19 protein-coding genes are annotated in these 16,059 nt (G+C 62.1%); 11 read left to right on the top strand and 8 right to left on the bottom strand.

Annotated features, from left to right (window positions below; genetic code table 11):
• Positions 1-337: 337 nt before the first annotated feature.
• Positions 338-730, bottom strand: a complete 393-nt coding sequence (locus ABSB13_RS14170; RefSeq protein WP_428109655.1) for an MAPEG family protein — start codon at positions 728-730, stop codon at positions 338-340.
• 315 nt (positions 731-1,045) lie between these two features.
• Between ABSB13_RS14170 and ABSB13_RS14165 the strand changes: the two genes are divergently transcribed.
• The 3 genes from ABSB13_RS14165 (at position 1,046) to ABSB13_RS14155 (ending at position 2,830) form a co-directional block, all read left to right on the top strand.
• The gene (locus tag ABSB13_RS14165) at positions 1,046-1,870 is read left to right on the top strand and encodes a Crp/Fnr family transcriptional regulator (protein WP_428109653.1); all 825 of its coding nucleotides are present in this window, start codon (positions 1,046-1,048) and stop codon (positions 1,868-1,870) included.
• Complete coding sequence (locus ABSB13_RS14160) at positions 1,867-2,076, top strand: CsbD family protein (protein ID WP_428109650.1); 210 nt, start codon at positions 1,867-1,869, stop codon at positions 2,074-2,076. Before ABSB13_RS14165 ends, ABSB13_RS14160 begins: the two co-directional genes overlap by 4 nt.
• Before the next feature lie 301 nt (positions 2,077-2,377).
• On the top strand, positions 2,378-2,830 hold the full coding sequence (locus ABSB13_RS14155; RefSeq protein WP_428109648.1) for a VOC family protein: 453 nt from the start codon (positions 2,378-2,380) through the stop codon (positions 2,828-2,830).
• A 177-nt stretch (positions 2,831-3,007) separates the two neighbouring features.
• On the opposite strand, the gene ABSB13_RS14150 is transcribed toward ABSB13_RS14155, so the two are convergent.
• Complete coding sequence (locus ABSB13_RS14150; protein ID WP_428109646.1) at positions 3,008-3,433, bottom strand: hypothetical protein; 426 nt, start codon at positions 3,431-3,433, stop codon at positions 3,008-3,010.
• Between the two features lie 110 nt (positions 3,434-3,543).
• On the opposite strand from ABSB13_RS14150, the gene ABSB13_RS14145 reads away from it, so the two are divergent.
• Positions 3,544-3,768: a VOC family protein gene (locus tag ABSB13_RS14145; protein ID WP_428109643.1), complete on the top strand. Its 225-nt coding sequence runs from the start codon at positions 3,544-3,546 to the stop codon at positions 3,766-3,768.
• Positions 3,769-3,790: 22 nt separating this feature from the next.
• On the opposite strand, the gene fabG is transcribed toward ABSB13_RS14145, so the two are convergent.
• The 3 genes from fabG to ABSB13_RS14130 all read right to left on the bottom strand — a co-directional run bounded on the left by fabG (position 3,791) and on the right by ABSB13_RS14130 (position 5,639).
• The gene (gene fabG, locus ABSB13_RS14140; RefSeq protein WP_428109660.1) at positions 3,791-4,537 is read right to left on the bottom strand and encodes a 3-oxoacyl-[acyl-carrier-protein] reductase; all 747 of its coding nucleotides are present in this window, start codon (positions 4,535-4,537) and stop codon (positions 3,791-3,793) included.
• Positions 4,538-4,590: 53 nt separating this feature from the next.
• A complete protein-coding gene (locus ABSB13_RS14135; protein WP_428109641.1) occupies positions 4,591-5,148 on the bottom strand; it encodes a hypothetical protein in 558 nt (185 codons plus the stop codon).
• Between the two features lie 86 nt (positions 5,149-5,234).
• Positions 5,235-5,639, bottom strand: a complete 405-nt coding sequence (locus ABSB13_RS14130; protein WP_428109639.1) for a HesB/IscA family protein — start codon at positions 5,637-5,639, stop codon at positions 5,235-5,237.
• 150 nt (positions 5,640-5,789) lie between these two features.
• Here ABSB13_RS14130 and queG point away from each other — a divergent pair, with 150 nt between their 5' ends.
• From queG to ABSB13_RS14105, 5 genes are all read left to right on the top strand, one after another.
• A complete protein-coding gene (gene queG / locus ABSB13_RS14125) occupies positions 5,790-6,896 on the top strand; it encodes a tRNA epoxyqueuosine(34) reductase QueG (RefSeq protein ID WP_428109636.1) in 1,107 nt (368 codons plus the stop codon).
• Between the two features lie 78 nt (positions 6,897-6,974).
• A complete protein-coding gene (locus ABSB13_RS14120; protein WP_428109634.1) occupies positions 6,975-7,799 on the top strand; it encodes a SirB1 family protein in 825 nt (274 codons plus the stop codon).
• 60 nt (positions 7,800-7,859) lie between these two features.
• Positions 7,860-9,290 carry a LutB/LldF family L-lactate oxidation iron-sulfur protein gene (locus tag ABSB13_RS14115; protein WP_428109632.1) on the top strand — a complete coding sequence of 477 codons (1,431 nt, stop codon included), beginning with the start codon at positions 7,860-7,862 and terminating at the stop codon, positions 9,288-9,290.
• A 2-nt stretch (positions 9,291-9,292) separates the two neighbouring features.
• A complete protein-coding gene (locus ABSB13_RS14110) occupies positions 9,293-9,985 on the top strand; it encodes a LutC/YkgG family protein (protein WP_428109630.1) in 693 nt (230 codons plus the stop codon).
• The gene (locus ABSB13_RS14105) at positions 9,978-10,706 is read left to right on the top strand and encodes a (Fe-S)-binding protein (protein ID WP_428109627.1); all 729 of its coding nucleotides are present in this window, start codon (positions 9,978-9,980) and stop codon (positions 10,704-10,706) included. Before ABSB13_RS14110 ends, ABSB13_RS14105 begins: the two co-directional genes overlap by 8 nt.
• Positions 10,707-10,903: 197 nt before the next feature.
• Here ABSB13_RS14105 and ABSB13_RS14100 read toward each other — a convergent pair whose 3' ends face one another.
• Both ABSB13_RS14100 and ABSB13_RS14095 read right to left on the bottom strand, forming a co-directional pair.
• Positions 10,904-12,598 carry an alpha/beta fold hydrolase gene (locus ABSB13_RS14100; protein ID WP_428109657.1) on the bottom strand — a complete coding sequence of 565 codons (1,695 nt, stop codon included), beginning with the start codon at positions 12,596-12,598 and terminating at the stop codon, positions 10,904-10,906.
• A gap of 131 nt (positions 12,599-12,729) precedes the next feature.
• Entirely contained in the window at positions 12,730-13,740 is a 1,011-nt protein-coding gene (locus ABSB13_RS14095; protein WP_428109625.1) for a phosphotransferase family protein, read from the bottom strand.
• Between the two features lie 163 nt (positions 13,741-13,903).
• Between ABSB13_RS14095 and ABSB13_RS14090 the strand changes: the two genes are divergently transcribed.
• Positions 13,904-15,184, top strand: a complete 1,281-nt coding sequence (locus tag ABSB13_RS14090; RefSeq protein ID WP_428109623.1) for a tetratricopeptide repeat protein — start codon at positions 13,904-13,906, stop codon at positions 15,182-15,184.
• An 85-nt stretch (positions 15,185-15,269) separates the two neighbouring features.
• Positions 15,270-15,701 carry a nitroreductase family deazaflavin-dependent oxidoreductase gene (locus ABSB13_RS14085; RefSeq protein ID WP_428109620.1) on the top strand — a complete coding sequence of 144 codons (432 nt, stop codon included), beginning with the start codon at positions 15,270-15,272 and terminating at the stop codon, positions 15,699-15,701.
• An 18-nt stretch (positions 15,702-15,719) separates the two neighbouring features.
• Here the strand turns inward: ABSB13_RS14085 and ABSB13_RS14080 are convergent.
• The coding region (locus ABSB13_RS14080; RefSeq protein ID WP_490338405.1) for an SRPBCC family protein at positions 15,720-16,059 on the bottom strand (340 nt) is incomplete at its 5' end.

Genomic DNA, 16,059 nt, shown 5'->3' with positions numbered 1-16,059 from the left:
TGATGATTTTGACCTTGCCCTTGAACTGGTCGAGCGTCGCAGGCTGCATCCCCTTGCCGACGACGTTGAAGTTGGGTGCCTTTTGTCCGACCTTGATTTCGGGGCCGACGAGGGTCATCGGGTTTCCCCGCATCGTAACGGCGCCTTTGCGTTCTTCCGCCATAAGCGAATTCTCCTTGATGATGAATCGAAAATGGAATCGTGGACTAAGAGACTTTAGCCGCGGCGCGTGCGGGGGTAAAGCAGCGGACAGAGGCCCCCGGTCCCTGGCCCTGCGCTGAGTACGAAGAAACCTCTAACTCCTTCCCATCCGGAGCGCCGGAAAAATCGAAGTTTGTCAGAGGGCTCTGATTGCGATCGAGATCAAGCTGCCCAGCACGAGGATGGCGTTGATCGCGGCGGTGGCGATTGCGCCCGGCGCGCGCCTGGCCGGGGCGCTCAAATAGCCCGACGCGTAGATGATCCGCGCGATCACGAACAGCAACCCGAGCGCGACGCCGAAGTGATAGTTCACCGACAGCGAGAATATCCACAGTGCCGGGATGAAGACGATCAGACTCTCGAGCGTATTTGCATGCACGCGGAAGTAGCGCTCGAAGTCGGGATTGCCGGTGGTGGCGGGCGCCTCGACGCCATATTTGGATCGCGCTTGTCCAACCATCACGCCGAGTATCGAGTATTCGAGCAACGCCAGCAGCGTCACTATCTCGAGTCCGTCACTTCCGTACATATAAATCACACCTCCCCGTATGGTTGCCGTCGCGCCGGCCGCTCGGATGGAAAGAAACTACTCGTGCGGGCTGCGTAGCGCGAGAGCGGAAACGCTCGTGGGCAGGGCTGAGCCCTGCACCCAGGGTTAAGGCCGCCCGCCGTTGTCGCGCGGCAGGGGGGTGACCCTGCACCACAGTGGAAAACCGGCCGGGCGGGGCTTGTCCCCGGCAGCACATTCGGCGTATAAGCAAATCTGAATGGTGACCTGATATGGAATAAGGCAATCTGAATCAATTCCCGATGAACGTCCTGGTCAGTTGTTGGAGGGAGAAAAATGGACGTGCAGAAAAATGCGACTCGCGATCTCGATTTGTTGAACCGGCTGAAACCCCTGTCGTTTCTTTCACCCGACGCATTGCTCGAACTTGCAAGCTGCCTCAATTCGGAAAACTTCAGAAGGCGCGAGGTCATCCTTTCTGAAGAGGCGCTCGCGGCGGGTGTCCATATTCTGTTAAGGGGCGTGGCGAAGATCACCTGCCTGAGCCACTCTGGCCAGCGTGTAACCATAGCTTTACTTGCGCCCGGTCCAATCCCTCAGTTTGTTTCGCTCCCAGTCAAACGGCGGGAGTTTCGCTGCGAGGCTCAAGGCGAATGCAGAGTCGGCAGTGTGAGCTGGGACCAATTCGACGCCATTACCAGGGGGGTGCCCCAACCTGCTTTAAGAAACTTTTACGAAAACAATCTGATGCCATGGTATCGGTTCTTCTCAGAGGGCTTCGACCTTCACGAGCGTCTCCTGGTCACGCTTCTTCAATTATGCTCGACCTTCGGAGTCAGAGAGTCACGGGGTACCCTTTTGCGAGTCACCATCAGCCAAAAGGACCTGGCCGGTCTGGTGGGCGCATCTCGACCCAGAGTCACCGAGCAGTTAGCCGAGTTGGTGCGTGAGCATCTGCTTATTCGTCAAGGCCGGCAAATGATTGTGTGCCTGGACAAGATCGATGGTGCAACCAGCGTCCCAGCGCCTGAGGTGAATTACTCGTACGTAAAGGCTGGCGCACAACCGCATTTTTTCAAGCAAGCCCCAATCTATAGTCCACGTTTGCTCGCAGCGCCGCCCTTCGGATATCGCAAGCCTGCTATGGCGCAGGTGAAATGAGCCTGCTGAACATCGTGCTAGTCATCGAGGAGTACAGTCTAATGAGCGGAACAACCGACAAGATCAAAGGCCGTGTGAAAGAAGCAGTTGGTGCTTTAACGGATGACCAACGTCTAAAGAGGGAAGGCAAGCTCGACCAGGCCACCGGCAAGATTAAGAAGGCGGTGGAGCGCGTGGTCGACAAGGCAAAGAATGCGGTAAAATAGCCTCGGAAAAAGATCGCGCATTTTCGCGGCTACCACGGCTTTAGCGCTTCCCGTCTGAAGCTACCTCCTGACCCGGGTGCGGGGCTCACTCTTGCCATCGCGTAGTCGCGAAAAGATGCGCTGCGCAGATTTTCGCGTCTTCTCACTGTGGGTGCAGGGGCCGCAGCCCCTGCCGCCCACCGCGCAGGTGATTCTTCCTTCATGCCGCCGCCAACGGCCAGGGGCTGGGGCCCCCGGTAGCCTTTGGTGCGCGCCATGGTTTAAACTGTTAGCACTCTCATCCAGAGGAGCTAGCACGCTGATGGCATCGAAACTCTGGCGCGCACCGACTATCGTTCCCACCCTTGCGTATGAAGATGTACCCGCGGCCGTCGAATTCCTTACCCGCGCATTCGGCTTTCGCGAGCGCGCCGGCGCGCGTCTAACCGGCGATGGGTTCGTGCTGGCCTGGATGGAAGTGGGCGACGGCCTTATCTCGCTCAGCACCTCAGGCGGACACGGCCGCCAGAGCCCGCGGATAGCAGGCACGATAACCCAGTCGGTGAAGGTGTACGTTGACGGAATCGATCGCCACTTCGCGCGGGCCAAGGCGGCCGGCGCGACTATCATCTCAGAGCCCGACGACAAATTCTGGGGCGGGCGCAATTACGAGGCCAAGGATATCGAGGGCCATTACTGGGATTTTTCCGAGCGCGGTCGCGAGCTCGATTCCACCGAATGGAAGCTTCCGCCGGGCATCAAGATGGGCGCGTAACCCCCGCTCTGCGTAAAAGGCGGTATGACTCAGTGGCGGTCTGGCCCTATGCCGCGGTGCGCAGAACCCTTGTTCTACAAGCGTTTGCAGCAAATTGGGTGAAATCGAGCGATACGGTCAAAAACGCTCGTTCCACAACTACCCGGCCGCTGCTACTGAGGAAGTTTCCTCGGGCGCTTACTCCTGCGTGCAGAAAATGAGGGCCGTAGCACCGTCTCCATTCACTGCTTGTGCTTTGATCTTCTTGCCGCTCGCTTTTCCCGTGATCCCAAATCCAGTTGCGGCTTCTTCACATACGAAGGTGCTCGAAGAACTATCGTACTTCGGAGAATCTACAGAGCCGGACGACTCGCAGGAGCAGCCGTAGTCCGCACCCTCCGAGAAAACCAGATCAAAATACTGGGACCACCCCCCAGTCTCGAATTCGACGGTAAAGTCCCCAAGCGATCCATAGCCCTCCTGTACACCCGTGCAATTATAAGTTTTGCCGACCAGCTTGGACTGGCAATTTCCGCTCGCCTGTGCGGAAAACGAATTAGCGAGCAAAGCGATCACAAATGCAGAAAAGATTGCGCTCGTAAAAAGAACCTTTCCTTTTCCCATGGTTCCGTTCCTCCCGGCGCTCCTTATCGCAGTATTTCCGAATTGCGTCAAATCGAAAACGTGAGCGCCAGGCCACAGGCATATAGCCGCCGGCGCGCGTCTAACCGGCGATGGGTTCGTGCTGGCCTGGATGGAAGTGGGCGACGGCCTTATCTCGCTCGGCATGGCAGGCCGGCGGCGCGACTATCATCTCCGAGTCCGACGACAAATTCTGGGGCGGGTGCATTTACGAGGCCAAGGATATCGAGGGCCATTACTGGGATTTTTCCGAGCGCGGTCGCGAGCTCGATTCCACCGAATGGAAGCTCCCGCCGGGCATCAAGATGGGCGCGTAACACGCACTCGTACGCGGCGCGATTACATCGCGAGGCCGCCGTCCACCTGGATGACCGCGCCCGTGATATATGACGCCGCATCCGACAGCAGAAACACCGCCATCGGCACCACGTCCTCGACCTTGCCGAAGCGGCCAAGCGGAATCATCGCGAGCGCCTGCGCGCGATTCTCCTCGGGCATGGCAGCCGTCATGTCGGTCTCGATAAATCCCAGCGCGAGCGCATTGACGCGAACGCTGAGCCGCCCTACTTCTTTCGCGATTGATTTTGTAAGTCCAATCAGTCCGGCCTTCGCCGCCGAATAGTTCGCCTGGCCCGGGATTCCGATAAGCCCGCTGACCGACGTGATATTGAGGATCGATCCGCGCTTCGCCTTCATCATCATGAACGCCGCCGCGCGCGCGAAATTAAACGCACCGGTCAAATTGACCCGGATGACCTCGCTCCAATCCTCTTCCGACATCATCACGAATACTTTGTCGCGCGTCATGCCCGCGTTGTTGACCAGCCCGTCGATTCGCCCGAATTCCTTTTTGGTCGCGTTGACCATCTCGCGCACGTTCTTCAGATCGCCGACATCGACCTTGCAGGCGAGCGCCTTCACGCCGAGGTTCTCGATTTCGGCCTTGAGCTCGGCCGCATGCTGATCGCTCTTGAGGTAGTTGAACGATACGTTGGCGCCGCGCCGTGCGGCTTCCAGCGCGATTGCCCGGCCGATTCCGCGCGTCGCGCCGGTGACAATGATTCCACGGCCCTCGAGGTCTTTCATCTTGAGATCCTGAATCTTGAGATCTTGCACAGCTTTCTCCATCCGAACGAAGCTCAGGCCGTGTCCGCCGCGGCCATCGCGCGCTCCAGCGCCGGCCGGTACTGGGCGATGTACGACAGATAATTGTATCCGAAGACGCGCTCAAGCCCGGCGTCGTACTTCGGCGCTTCGGCGCCAAGATCCTTCGCCAGCCACGTCAGCACCATCCACTCCTCGGAGCGCGGCGCCTTGCGCAGGGCGTCGCGCCGGAGCATCACCTGGGCCGGCTTGACGCCCGCAAGATGCGCGAGCAGCGCGATCATCTCGCTCTTGTTGTTCGTCATCTCGTCGCGCGCAAATAGATTTACCGAATAGATCAGCATCGTGCCGATACACGCCGACACGCGCTCGGGCGTTGTGCGATTGCAATACATCTTAAGCGGACCCTTCGAGGAAAGCGCGTAGGCAAGGAAGTCGGCGTTGGCGCCGAGAATCGTCGCGATGAACCGAATCGCGCGTGGCGATCCCGCCTGGGCCAACCGCGCGCGCATCGTGTCGAGTCCCGGCTTCGCCAGCCGCCGCATGAAGCGCCGGCGCGCCGGAGACAGCCAGTAGAGCAATCCCGCGAGCATCGCGGGTTGGGTTTAACACAGCGCGGGCTTGAATAAAAAAGGCCACCCCAATCGGAGCGGCCCGGCAAATCAAACCGTCGTCAATCTTACGCGCTGAAGGACGACCCGCATCCGCAGGTGCGGCTCGCACGCGGATTGTCGAAGCGGAATCCCGCGCCATGCAGTCCTTCGACGTAGTCGAGCGTCGTGCCCGCGATATACGGCAGCGAAATTTCGTCCACGTACACCAGCACACCGCCGAAATCCGTCACCCGGTCGCCTTCTTTCAGCGTGTCGAACTTCAGCGAATACTGAAACCCGGAGCATCCGCCACCGACCACGCCGATTCGCATTCCATAGCCCGCGCCAAGGCCTTCCTTCGCGTACATCTTGCGAACCATCTCGATTGCGGTAGGCGTGAGCTTCACGTCGGGCAGCGACGCGGCGTCGATTTGCTCGGCCGGCGCCTGTTCAGCGTGCCCGTGATGCTCGATATGAAGTCCTTCGGCCATTTTTGCTACGAACCTCCGGTAAGGAGAACGTACCCGTTAATGATGCGGGCTACCAGTAAACTAATCATAGCGCAGGGCAATAGTGGAGTAAATGCGTCCACCATTATCAGCGCGAAAAGTCCAGCCAAATGCTAGCGTTTTGGCATCGCCATGGTTGTTTCGCGTGAAACACTGACGCGCGCCGCCAACCAACTGGGATTCGTTCTGGTTGGATTTGCGCAGCTACATGAGCTCAAGGAGCGCGAGAACTTTTATCGCCGATGGCTTGACGATGGCGGTCACGCGACGATGGCTTACCTGGCGCGAGAGCCCGAGCGCAGGTTCGACCCGCGCCGCCTCGATGCGCGCTACAAGTCGGTCGTGAGCCTTGGCTATCCGTATGCGGCGCGCGCGATTCCCAACGTCGACTGGCGCGGCGAGCTGCGCGGCAGAATCGCGGCGTACGCGCTTGGCCGCGATTATCACGACGCTGTGGGCCGGCAAGCGCGCGCGGTCGCCAAAGTGATTTCGCAACTTCGTCCCGGCTCGATTACGCGCGCGTACGTGGACACCGGTCCGGTCTTCGAGCGGGAATGGGCGGCGGATGCGCGGCTGGGATGGTTCGGCAAGAACACGATGATCCTGAATCGCGACCACGGCTCATATTTTTTCCTCGCCGAGATTTTCACCGACGCGGAATTCGAGGCGACGAAGGAGCCTTACCGCGAACATTGCGGGACGTGCCGGCGATGCCTCGATCTGTGTCCGACCAGGGCGCTCGCCGACGGCTACGTGATGCGCTCGGAGCTGTGCATCTCGTACCAGACAATAGAAAATCGCGGCGCGATTGCGCGCGAGTTGCGATCGAAGCTCGGCAACTGGATCTTCGGCTGCGACATTTGCAACGACGTTTGTCCCTGGAACGATTTGGCGGCTGACGATGGCTCCAACGATCTCGTCCCGCGATTGCCCGGGCTGTTGGCGCTCAACGACGAGGAGTTCGGGCGGCGCTTTACCAAGAGCGCGGTGAAGCGCGCCAAGCGGCGCGGGCTGCTGCGCAATGTGGCGGTCGCGCTTGGCAACACGCGAAATCCCGACGCGGCGGCGCCGCTTAAGCGCGCGCTGGAGGGCGAGCCGGAGCCGTTGATCCGCTCGCACGCCGCATGGGCACTCGGACAGATCGGAGGACGCGCGGCGCGCCGCGCACTCGAGCATGCGCTTGGCGACTGCGACGCGGCGGTACGCGATGAGGTCGCGGCGGCGCTCGAAACAAACTGAACAAATTGAACAAATTGATGGCGGGCGCTTGTCAAAGCATCGGTGCAAGGCGAGACTGTTACGAACGGTGCCCGCCCGATGAACGATGCACGGCGAGAATTTGCGATGCTTGCGGCGAAAGAGCCGGTGCCACTGGCGCGGGGCGCGCTGCTGATCGCGAAAGAAGAGTATCCCGGCCTCGACATCGAAGAGTACCTGGACAAGATTGCGACGCTGGCGCGCGAAGCCGAACCAATCGTCCGCGCGGGCGACGACACGGTGGAACGCGTCCAGTTGCTCTCGCATTTTCTGTTCGAGCTGAAGGGATTCGAGGGCAACGCCGAGAACTACAACGATCCGCGCAATTCATTTCTGAACGACGTGATCGATCGCCGGCTTGGAATCCCGATCACGCTTTCGGTGGTGTATCTGGAAGTGGGCCGCCGACTCGGCATGAACCTCTACGGGGTCTCGTTCCCGACGCATTTCCTGGTCAAGGCGGTTGACGAGCGCGGCGAGCTGATCATCGATCCATTCGTCGGCGGAAAGATTCTCGCGCTCGACGAGATTCGCGCGCGCCTGGCGCAAATTTACGGACAGCCGGTGGAATTGAATCCCGCGATGCTGAAGAATCGCGGCGCACGCCATATCCTGGCGCGGATACTTCGCAACCTGAAGATCATTTATATGGAGGCGTCGGACTGGACGCGCGCGCTGGCGGCGCTGGACCGGATTATCATGCTGGAACCGCGCGCGCTCGAAGAGCTGGTGGAACGCGGCGGTCTGTTCGAGCGGCTGGAATGCTTCAAGCCGGCGCTCGAAGACTTCCAGAGTTTTCTTTCGCAGGCTCCCGAGCATCCCGCGGCCGAGTCGGCGCGCGAAGCGGTGCTGCGCCTGATTCGCCAAGTTGCACTGATAAATTAAAGTTGCGCTGATAAATTGACGCCCCGCAGATCGACTGACAACCGGCGCGCGACATCCCAGATGGCTGAAATTCCCAAAGCCCGCGATTTCTTAGAGTCGAGCCGCACCGCCGTCGGCGACCATGAGCTGCGGCGCAAGCTCGAGAGCGCCAGCGCGCGGCATCTCGATCACTTCGCCGAAGTGAAGGCGGAGTTCCCGGCGTACGACGACGAGCGCGACGCGGCGCATCGAATCAAGACCGGCGCGATTGCGCACCTCGACGAATTGCTCATCGAACTCAAGTCGAAGCTCGAAGCGCACGGATGCAAGGTGTTCTTCGCCGAGGATGCGGCCGATGCGCGCGGCTATATAGTCGAACTTGCAAAGGGGCGCGGCGCGAAGAACGTCGTTAAGGGCAAGTCGATGACGACGGAGGAGATCGAGCTCAATGGCGCGCTCGAGCGCGCGGGGATCGACGCGGTCGAGACGGATCTTGGCGAGTACATCGTGCAGCTGCGCGGCGAGCGCCCGTCGCACATCATCACGCCCGCGATTCATCTGTCCAAGGAAGACATCGGGCAACTTTTCACCGACAAATTCGGCATCGAGTACACCGCGGAGCCTGAAAAACTCACGGCCGAAGCGCGCTCGCGATTGCGCACGATTTTTCTGAACGCGGATTTCGGAGTCACCGGCGTCAATTTTGCGATCGCGGAGACCGGCACGCTCGTCATCGTCGAGAACGAAGGCAACGGGCGACTGTCGAGCACGATGCCGGAGACGTTCGTCGCCGTGATGGGAATCGAGAAGGTCATCCCGCGGCTCGAAGACCTGAGCCACTTCCTGGAAATCCTCGCGCGGACCGCGACCGGGCAGAAGCTCACGACCTACACCAGTTTCATCACCGGGCCGCGGCGCGAGGGCGATCTCGACGGGCCACGCGAGATGCACGTGGTGATCCTGGACAACGGACGCAGCGCGATGATTGCCGATCCGGTTCTGCGCGAGGCGTTGAATTGCATCCGATGCGGCGCGTGCCTGAACGTATGCCCGATCTACAGGCGCATCGGCGGCCACGCGTATCGCTCGGTGTATCCGGGGCCGATCGGATCGATCATCAGCCCCAATCTTTTCGGCAGCGACGCGGGATACCTGCCGTTCGCGTCGACGCTGTGCGGCGCGTGCAAGGATATCTGTCCCGTCAAGATCGACATCCCGCGAATCCTGCTCCATCTGCGCTGGAAAGAGAGCGCCGGAGAGCATCCGCTCAAATGGCCGCGCGCGATAGAGCGGGCGCGCCGCGGCGCGCGGCGGTTTGCGAAGATAGCGCGGCATCCGCGGACGGTTCGAGCGCTTGGAAAAGTCGCCGCGATGGTGCTGAAACCATTCGCGCACAACGGTTATCTGCGCCGGATGCCGGGACCGTTCGGCAACTGGACGAAGTATCGCGACTTCCCGCGTCCGCGGCCTCATCAGCGCCCCGCGCCCGGGCCGGAGCGCCCGCCAGGCTGAACGTGGCCGAGCTTCACAAAATAATCGCGAGCGTAAAGGACGCACTCGACGCCGGCGCGCGGAGCACCGAGCAGGCTGCTGCGGCGAGCGCGCCAGTGCCCGTGGCACAGTCGGCGCATCGCGCCGCGCTCGCATCGACGTTCGCGCGCGAGCTCGAAACGGTCGGCGGCAAGTTTCTCGGAATACTCACTCCGGACGAAGTGACTAATCGAATAGTCACTCTTGCCGGCGAGATCGGCGCGAAGACGGTCGCGCTCGGACAAGGCGCCGTGAGCGACATGGACGCAATCGGCGAGGCGCTCGAGCGCGCGGATTTCAGGATCGTTCGCACCATCCCGGTGGCGGACACCGAGCGCGCCGCGATGCGCGAGCGGGTGGCCAATGCCGACATCGGGATCGCGGACGCGGACTTCGCGATCGCCTCGACCGGCACGCTGGCGGTAGTTTCAAACGGGGATCGGCCGAGTTCTCTGACGCTGCTGCCGCCGGCGAGCCTGGTGATCGTTCAGATCGATCGCGTGATGGCAAATCTGGCGGCGGTGCTCGCCGAGTTGGGCCCTGACGGCGTCGCGGCGAACCGATTGACGCTGATCACGGGCCCCAGCCGCACCGCGGATATCGAGAAACGAATCGTGCTCGGCGTCCACGGCCCCAAATCGATCCATGTGATCGTGGTGTGGCCCCGCGATGACTGAAGTCCAACTATTTTCGACCTGCCTCGCCGAGGAATTTTTCCCCGAAGTCAACGACGCGGCGGCGACGGTGCTCGAGCGGCTGCGGCTCAAGGTCACGCCGGTTCGCGGCGCGTTCTGCTGCGGCCAGGTCGCTTTCAATGAGGGTTTCCGCGATGAGGCGCTCGATCTCGCGCGCCGCTTTCTGATTTCGGTCGAGCCGGGCGTTCCGATTGTCGTGCCGTCGGGCTCATGCACGAGCATGCTGAAAATCTTTTACGGCGACTTGCTCGCGGACGATACCGCGCTGTCAGCCAAGGCGATGGCGATTCGGCCGTGGGTATTCGAGCTGTCGCAGTTCATCGTCAACGTGCTGAAGGTGAAGTACCTTGGCGCGCGCTACGAGCGGGCGGTCGCGTATCATCCGTCGTGTCATCTGATGCGCGAGCTGGGCGTGCGCGATGAACCGATGACGCTGCTGAGTGCGGTGGCGGGAATCAGAATCCGCGAACTGCGCGATCGCGAGGAGTGCTGCGGCTTCGGCGGGATGTTCTCGGTGAAGTTCCCGCATATCTCGGCGTCGATGCTCGAGGACAAGCTGGCGCGTATCAGGGAGAGCGGCGCCGAGGTGGTGGTCGCCAATGATTGCGGATGCCTCATGCAGATCGGCGGCGGCTTGAGCCGCGCGGGCGACAAGATCGAAGTGCGTCATCTGGCCGAAGTGCTCGCGGCGCGGCAGGGGTGAGCAGGGCTGAGCCCTGCACCCACCGTTAAGGCCGCGCTCCGTTGTCGCGCGCGGCCCCTGCCAGCGGCTTAATACTGCGCTGCCGTCGCCACGGCCAGGGGTGACCCCTGCACCCAATGTTGAGAAAAGATGCGGGCTTCGCCCTGTTAGAAGGTTAAGGGGGAAAGAGACCAGGGAATCTCAGCCGGGAATTAGAGTTAGTGGCGTTCGTGGACGTATAGACCCGGGGCGGGCTCGCCGGCTTTGTATAGGTCGCTGCCGAGCGACTTCGGCGCGGGACGTTCACCGCCGGAGCGCGCGCCTATCCACTTGATCCAGTGATCCCACCAGGTGCCCTTGTTCTCGGCCGCTCCTTTGAGCCATTCGTCGGGACTCTCGGGAAGCCGCGCGCCGACGTAGTAGCGGGCTTTGAAGTTGCCGGGCGGATTAACCAGGCTCTGGATATGGCCGCTGGAGCCGAGCACGAATTCGATTCGCCCGCCGAACATCCGCGTCGTGCGATAGCATCCGCGCCACGTGCAGATATGGTCGGTCATCCCGGCAACCAGGTAGAGGTCATTCTTCACGGCGCCCAAATCGATCGGTGTGCCGAGAATCGTGACGCCGCCGCCGCGCGTGAGTGGATTTCTGAGAAAGAGATCGAGAAAGCCCGCGTGCAGTTTGGCCGGAAGATTGGTCGGGTCGGCGTTCCAATAGAGGATGTCGAACGGCGCGGGATTGTTGCCGAGCAGATAGTTGTTGACCCAATAGTTCCAGACCAGGTCGTTGGGCCGCAGCCAGGCGAAGACGCGCGCCATGTCGCCGCCGTCGAGCACGCCCTTTTTAGCCGAGCGATCGCGCGCCGCCTTGATCGCATCCTCGGTCGCGAACATCCCGGTCATCGAGGGCAGGCTCGTATCGAGCGTCGTCACCAGCAGCGTCGCCGCGTTGACGCGCTTGTCACCGCTAGCCGCGAGATGCCCGAGCATGAGCGAAGTCGTGATGCCGCCGGCGCATACGCCGAGCACGTTGCAATCGGGATTGCCGGTGATCTCGCAGGCGGCCGCGATGGCGTCCTTGCACGCGGCCACGTATTCATCGAGCCCCCAGCTGCGATCGCGCGGCGTCGGGTTGCGCCAGCTGATCGTGAACATCGGAAGTCCGTGCTTGACCGCGTACTCGATGAAGCTGCGTCCCGGCGCGAGATCCATGACGTAGAACTTGTTGATCTGCGGCGGGATGAAAAGCAGCGGGCGCTCGTAAACCTTGTCGGTCGCGGGCGCGTACTGGATCACCTCGCAGAGCGGGTTTCGGAACACGACGGCGCCGGGCGAGACGGCGAGATTTTTGCCGACTTCGAACGGCCGCTTGTCCACCGTCGAAGGCATCCCGCCGTTGCTCCACAGGTCGCCGATGAAGTTGCTTAGTCCCCACACCAGGCTCATCCCCGCGGTGTCGAAGGCGCGCTTGAGTGCGGCGGGATTGAGCCACAGCGCGTTGGTGGGCGCGAGCGCCTCGGTCATCAGCGTGACCGCGAACTTCTGCTGCCCGACTTGCTTCCACTCGACGCCGTCGTCCTGGTCGACGAGATCGTGCATCGCGGTGCGCCACGCGAGGTAAGACTGCATCACGCGATTGTAGAGCGGATGCTGCGACCAGGCGGGATCGGCGAAGCGCTTGTCGCCAGCCTCGGGCGTCAGGGCAGAAACGCCTGCCGCGACCTGCCCCAGCTCGAACCACAATTGGAGCGCGCGCGCCGCGACGGCGGCGGGCCGCGACGCGAGATGCGCCGCCAGCGCCGTCAAAGTTCCGGCAACCTGGGTGGCGTCGAGGCCGACGAACGGATTGGCGCCGAGGATCGCGTTGAGCGCGGGATGGTCTTCCTCGGGGATCTGAATTTCAGGCCGCCGCATGGCCGCAATGTCCATTTCGCCACCTCCAACCCTTGGTCACGAAGAATCCCGATCACGAAAGGGCAGGACGCGATTCCACCACAAAGCCGTCCGTAGGCCAAACCGAAGATGTGCCGGCGGGTACGCGCGGGTCAGCCGAGCAATTCGAGGCCGTGCTCGAACATTCTGGGCGCCGACAGCGCGGTCTCTTCCCATAATGGATCGTCGCGTTTGCCGCGCCGATGCAGCATCAGGTTGAAACAGGTAATCACGCCGAACCGGTAGCCCGCGAATGCGCGGAACCATCGCACTTCCGCCGCGGAGACCGGAAAGCCCGCCGCTTCGGCGTACGCATCGACGATTTCGCCCGCGTCGAGAAGCGAGCCGCGGCCGGCGTCCGCGCCGACCCAGCTTGCGGGATCGGAGAAAAAGCAAATCCATCCGAGGTCGAGCAGCGTTGCGCCGACCAGCGAGATTTCCCAGTCGATCAGCGCGACGACGCGTTCTTCGTTGAACAGCACGTTCGACCATTGGAAGTCGCCGTGGACGCATCCGATGCGCGCGTTGGCCGGCAGGCTCGAGCGCAGACGCTCGCGAAGCTCGGGTGCGCGTGCGACGACAGCGGGATCGAGAGTCGGGCGGTCGAGCAGGTAGTCCAGGCGTTTGAGCTCCTCGCTGAGCGCGAACGGCTCGCCCCATGCGCCACGGCGCGGCTCCCAGGGGACGTTGTGCAGCGCGGCCATGGTCGCGATACCGTTCCGCGCCAGGCGTTTCAAGTGCGCAGTCGGCAGCGCGGATTCGCCGAGTTTGAATCCATCGACGAAGCCGGCGACGAAGTACGGCCGATCGAAAAACTCGGGCTCGGCGCCGTACCAGATGATCGGCGGCACCGCGACCGGCGTGTCGGCCAGCGACGCCATCACGCGCGCCTGCCGCACGATGTCGGCGGGGCCTGCGATTTTGACGCCGGGAGGCGCGATGCGCACGACGAATCTCCCTGCGGGCCCCGCGTCGGGCGCACCGCGCTCGAGGATGAAGCTGTAGCTGAAGCCGGCGTGACCCGGCAGCGATTCGAGCGAATGTGCTCGCGCGCCCGAGTCGCCGGTTTTCGCGCGCACCAGGGCCGTCAGCTGCGCGGTTACTTGTTCGAAATTTCCGGGCATATGCGCGCTCGGCGCGTGCCGCTGGCTGGCCTCGGCGCGTTCCTCGGCTGGCTGGCTCGCAAAAATAGACTCCGCCGGGACTATACAGCAGGCGGCTGGAAAGCGGGAACCCAAATCCGGGGCGGGTTGCGCTGGGAGGAAGCGGTCGTGTAGGAATTTGCTGATGAGATTTTGTCCGCAATGTGGCGCGCCGCTGACGGCTGGTGCGAAGTTCTGTGTGGAGTGCGGCAGCGCGCTCGCGGGTACAGCATCGGGCGCGGTCAAATCGGGCAAGCTCAAGGGCAGTGCGGCTCGCGGGCGCAATATACCGATTACCACGGCGTTTGTGATCGTATTCGTTGCGATCACCGTGGTGGGTCTGGGGGCGGCCGCGTGGATAATGATGCGCACGCCCGCGGCGGTGCACGAACCAGTCGCCAACGTCCCGGGCGCGGCTGCGCCGGATCAGAATGGCGCGGCGAATCCAGCGGCGGGTGGAAATCAGAGCGGCACTTTGCCGCCGGGACATCCAAAGCTCGAACTGCCGGCAGAGGCCCGCGCTCTGATTGACACGACCGAAAAAGAGGCGCGCGCGAAACCCGGCGACGTCGCGGCATGGAGCAAATTCGGCGCAGTCGCAATGCGCGCGGCGATGTTCGATCAAACCTACTACAGCAAGGCCGAGGAAGCGTTAGGCCACGTGCTGAAGTTGGATCCCGACAACCTCGACGCGCTCCGCGGTATCGGTGATATCGACTACGACCATCAGCGCTTCGACCAAGCGATCGCCGCATACGAGCATTACCTGAAGAAGAAGCCCGACGATCCGGAAGTTCGCACCGACCTCGGCACGATGTATTTCTCCACCGGCAACGCCGATCAGGCGGTTGTGCAGTACAAGAAAGTGATCGCCGCCCATCCCGGATTTTTCCAGGCGTACCTCAACATGGGAGTCGCGTTGACGCAGGAGAATAAACCTGATGACGCGGCAGCCGCGTTCAAGCAGGCGCTGGCGCTCGCGCCCGACGACGCCTCACGCGCCCAGGCGAAGGATCTGATCGCAAGAATCACCGGTGCGCCGGCCGCAGGCGCGTCGATGCAGCCCGAATCGGCGGCGGCGTCGTCCCCGGCGGAAGCGGCGGCGGCGCAAGCACCCGGATCGCCCGCGGTTGCGCCAGCGCCCGGAAAAATGGATTTTCACGGCGCTGTCGAGGCGATGGTGAGAGGCCTGCCTATCGCGGGACCGAAGGTCGGCTCCGTCGAGTGGCCCGACCAGCTCAAGGCCAAGATCCTGATGGACAGCTTTCCGATGGACGAAATGCCTCCGAATGCGAAAGAATCGTTCCTGGCCGAGCTGAAGTTGAAAATCCACAAGGCCAAGAAAGACCACAACGTTTCATCGCCGGTCGAAGTCGATTTCGTGGATGGCGCAAGCGGACGCGTGATGGAAACCGTTACTCAGTAGCCGACTGCGCGAATAATAACCGCGCCACGGATCCAGGTGCGGGGCGAACCGGCCAGGCTGCGCGTCGAACTCGAGGAACATGACTATGGCATCGAAATCCTTCGAACGGCTGCGCCGGGTCGGGGACAGGCAGACGCTGCGTCTGACTCATTATGGACGAAAAACCGGCCGCCCCTACGAAGTGACTATCTGGTACCTGGTCGATGACGACCGGCTATACCTGATCTCGGCAAATGCCGCCCGCAACTGGGTGCGCAATGTGAAGGCGCGACCCGAGATCTCACTTCGGGTCGGCGACGAAGTTTTCAACGGCAATGTGCGCCTGATTACGGATACGCAGGAACGCGAGAAAGTGAACGGCCTGGTCGAGCGCAAGTACTGGTTCGTGATGCCGATTCTTCGGGTGGGACGATTTCTCGCGTCGATGGGAATCATCCGCGACAACAAGACTTACGGACAGAGCCCCTGGTTCTCGTTCACCAGCGCTACCTTCGAAGTTGTCCTGGCGGACGACTAGACCGGCGCCCGGCGATCGCTACGACGGATCCCCGCCTTCGGCAACGCGCTTGAGGCTCTCGACCCAGTTCTGATGCCCGCGCTCGAGCATCGGGCGCAGATACCACCACGCGAGCTTCGGCACGAGACCGTTCTGGCATTCCTCGGTGATGACGCGGCATCCGCCACCGCCATCGGGTTCGATAAGCCAGCCGTGATACGCGGTCAGCACTCCATGCGCGTCCCATCCGAGTTCATGCGGCGGTTCGAAGACGATCACGCGGCTGGCGACGGTGGCGCCAAACGTCTTCCATCGAAATTCGGTGTCGGGCGCGAGGTCGGGTGGATTGCCGCGAATGAAATTCACGTTGGCGCTGTTG

This window comes from Binatus sp. (SeqCode) (genome assembly GCF_050013435.1).
Taxonomy (GTDB): Bacteria; Desulfobacterota; Binatia; order Binatales; family Binataceae; genus Binatus.
Note: the sequence above shows the minus strand (reverse complement) of the source record. Positions and strands in the feature narration are given on the sequence as shown.

Coding starts and splice junctions, on each gene's coding strand:
- ABSB13_RS14170 (WP_428109655.1), bottom strand. CDS start 730: ATGTACGGAAGTGACGGACTCGAGATAGTGACGCTGCTGGCGTTGCTC.
- ABSB13_RS14165 (WP_428109653.1), top strand. CDS start 1,046: ATGGACGTGCAGAAAAATGCGACTCGCGATCTCGATTTGTTGAACCGG.
- ABSB13_RS14160 (WP_428109650.1), top strand. CDS start 1,867: ATGAGCCTGCTGAACATCGTGCTAGTCATCGAGGAGTACAGTCTAATG.
- ABSB13_RS14155 (WP_428109648.1), top strand. CDS start 2,378: ATGGCATCGAAACTCTGGCGCGCACCGACTATCGTTCCCACCCTTGCG.
- ABSB13_RS14150 (WP_428109646.1), bottom strand. CDS start 3,433: ATGGGAAAAGGAAAGGTTCTTTTTACGAGCGCAATCTTTTCTGCATTT.
- ABSB13_RS14145 (WP_428109643.1), top strand. CDS start 3,544: ATGGGTTCGTGCTGGCCTGGATGGAAGTGGGCGACGGCCTTATCTCGC.
- fabG (WP_428109660.1), bottom strand. CDS start 4,537: ATGAAAGACCTCGAGGGCCGTGGAATCATTGTCACCGGCGCGACGCGC.
- ABSB13_RS14135 (WP_428109641.1), bottom strand. CDS start 5,148: ATGCTCGCGGGATTGCTCTACTGGCTGTCTCCGGCGCGCCGGCGCTTC.
- ABSB13_RS14130 (WP_428109639.1), bottom strand. CDS start 5,639: ATGGCCGAAGGACTTCATATCGAGCATCACGGGCACGCTGAACAGGCG.
- queG (WP_428109636.1), top strand. CDS start 5,790: ATGGTTGTTTCGCGTGAAACACTGACGCGCGCCGCCAACCAACTGGGA.
- ABSB13_RS14120 (WP_428109634.1), top strand. CDS start 6,975: ATGAACGATGCACGGCGAGAATTTGCGATGCTTGCGGCGAAAGAGCCG.
- ABSB13_RS14115 (WP_428109632.1), top strand. CDS start 7,860: ATGGCTGAAATTCCCAAAGCCCGCGATTTCTTAGAGTCGAGCCGCACC.
- ABSB13_RS14105 (WP_428109627.1), top strand. CDS start 9,978: ATGACTGAAGTCCAACTATTTTCGACCTGCCTCGCCGAGGAATTTTTC.
- ABSB13_RS14100 (WP_428109657.1), bottom strand. CDS start 12,598: ATGCGGCGGCCTGAAATTCAGATCCCCGAGGAAGACCATCCCGCGCTC.
- ABSB13_RS14095 (WP_428109625.1), bottom strand. CDS start 13,740: ATGCCCGGAAATTTCGAACAAGTAACCGCGCAGCTGACGGCCCTGGTG.
- ABSB13_RS14090 (WP_428109623.1), top strand. CDS start 13,904: ATGAGATTTTGTCCGCAATGTGGCGCGCCGCTGACGGCTGGTGCGAAG.
- ABSB13_RS14085 (WP_428109620.1), top strand. CDS start 15,270: ATGGCATCGAAATCCTTCGAACGGCTGCGCCGGGTCGGGGACAGGCAG.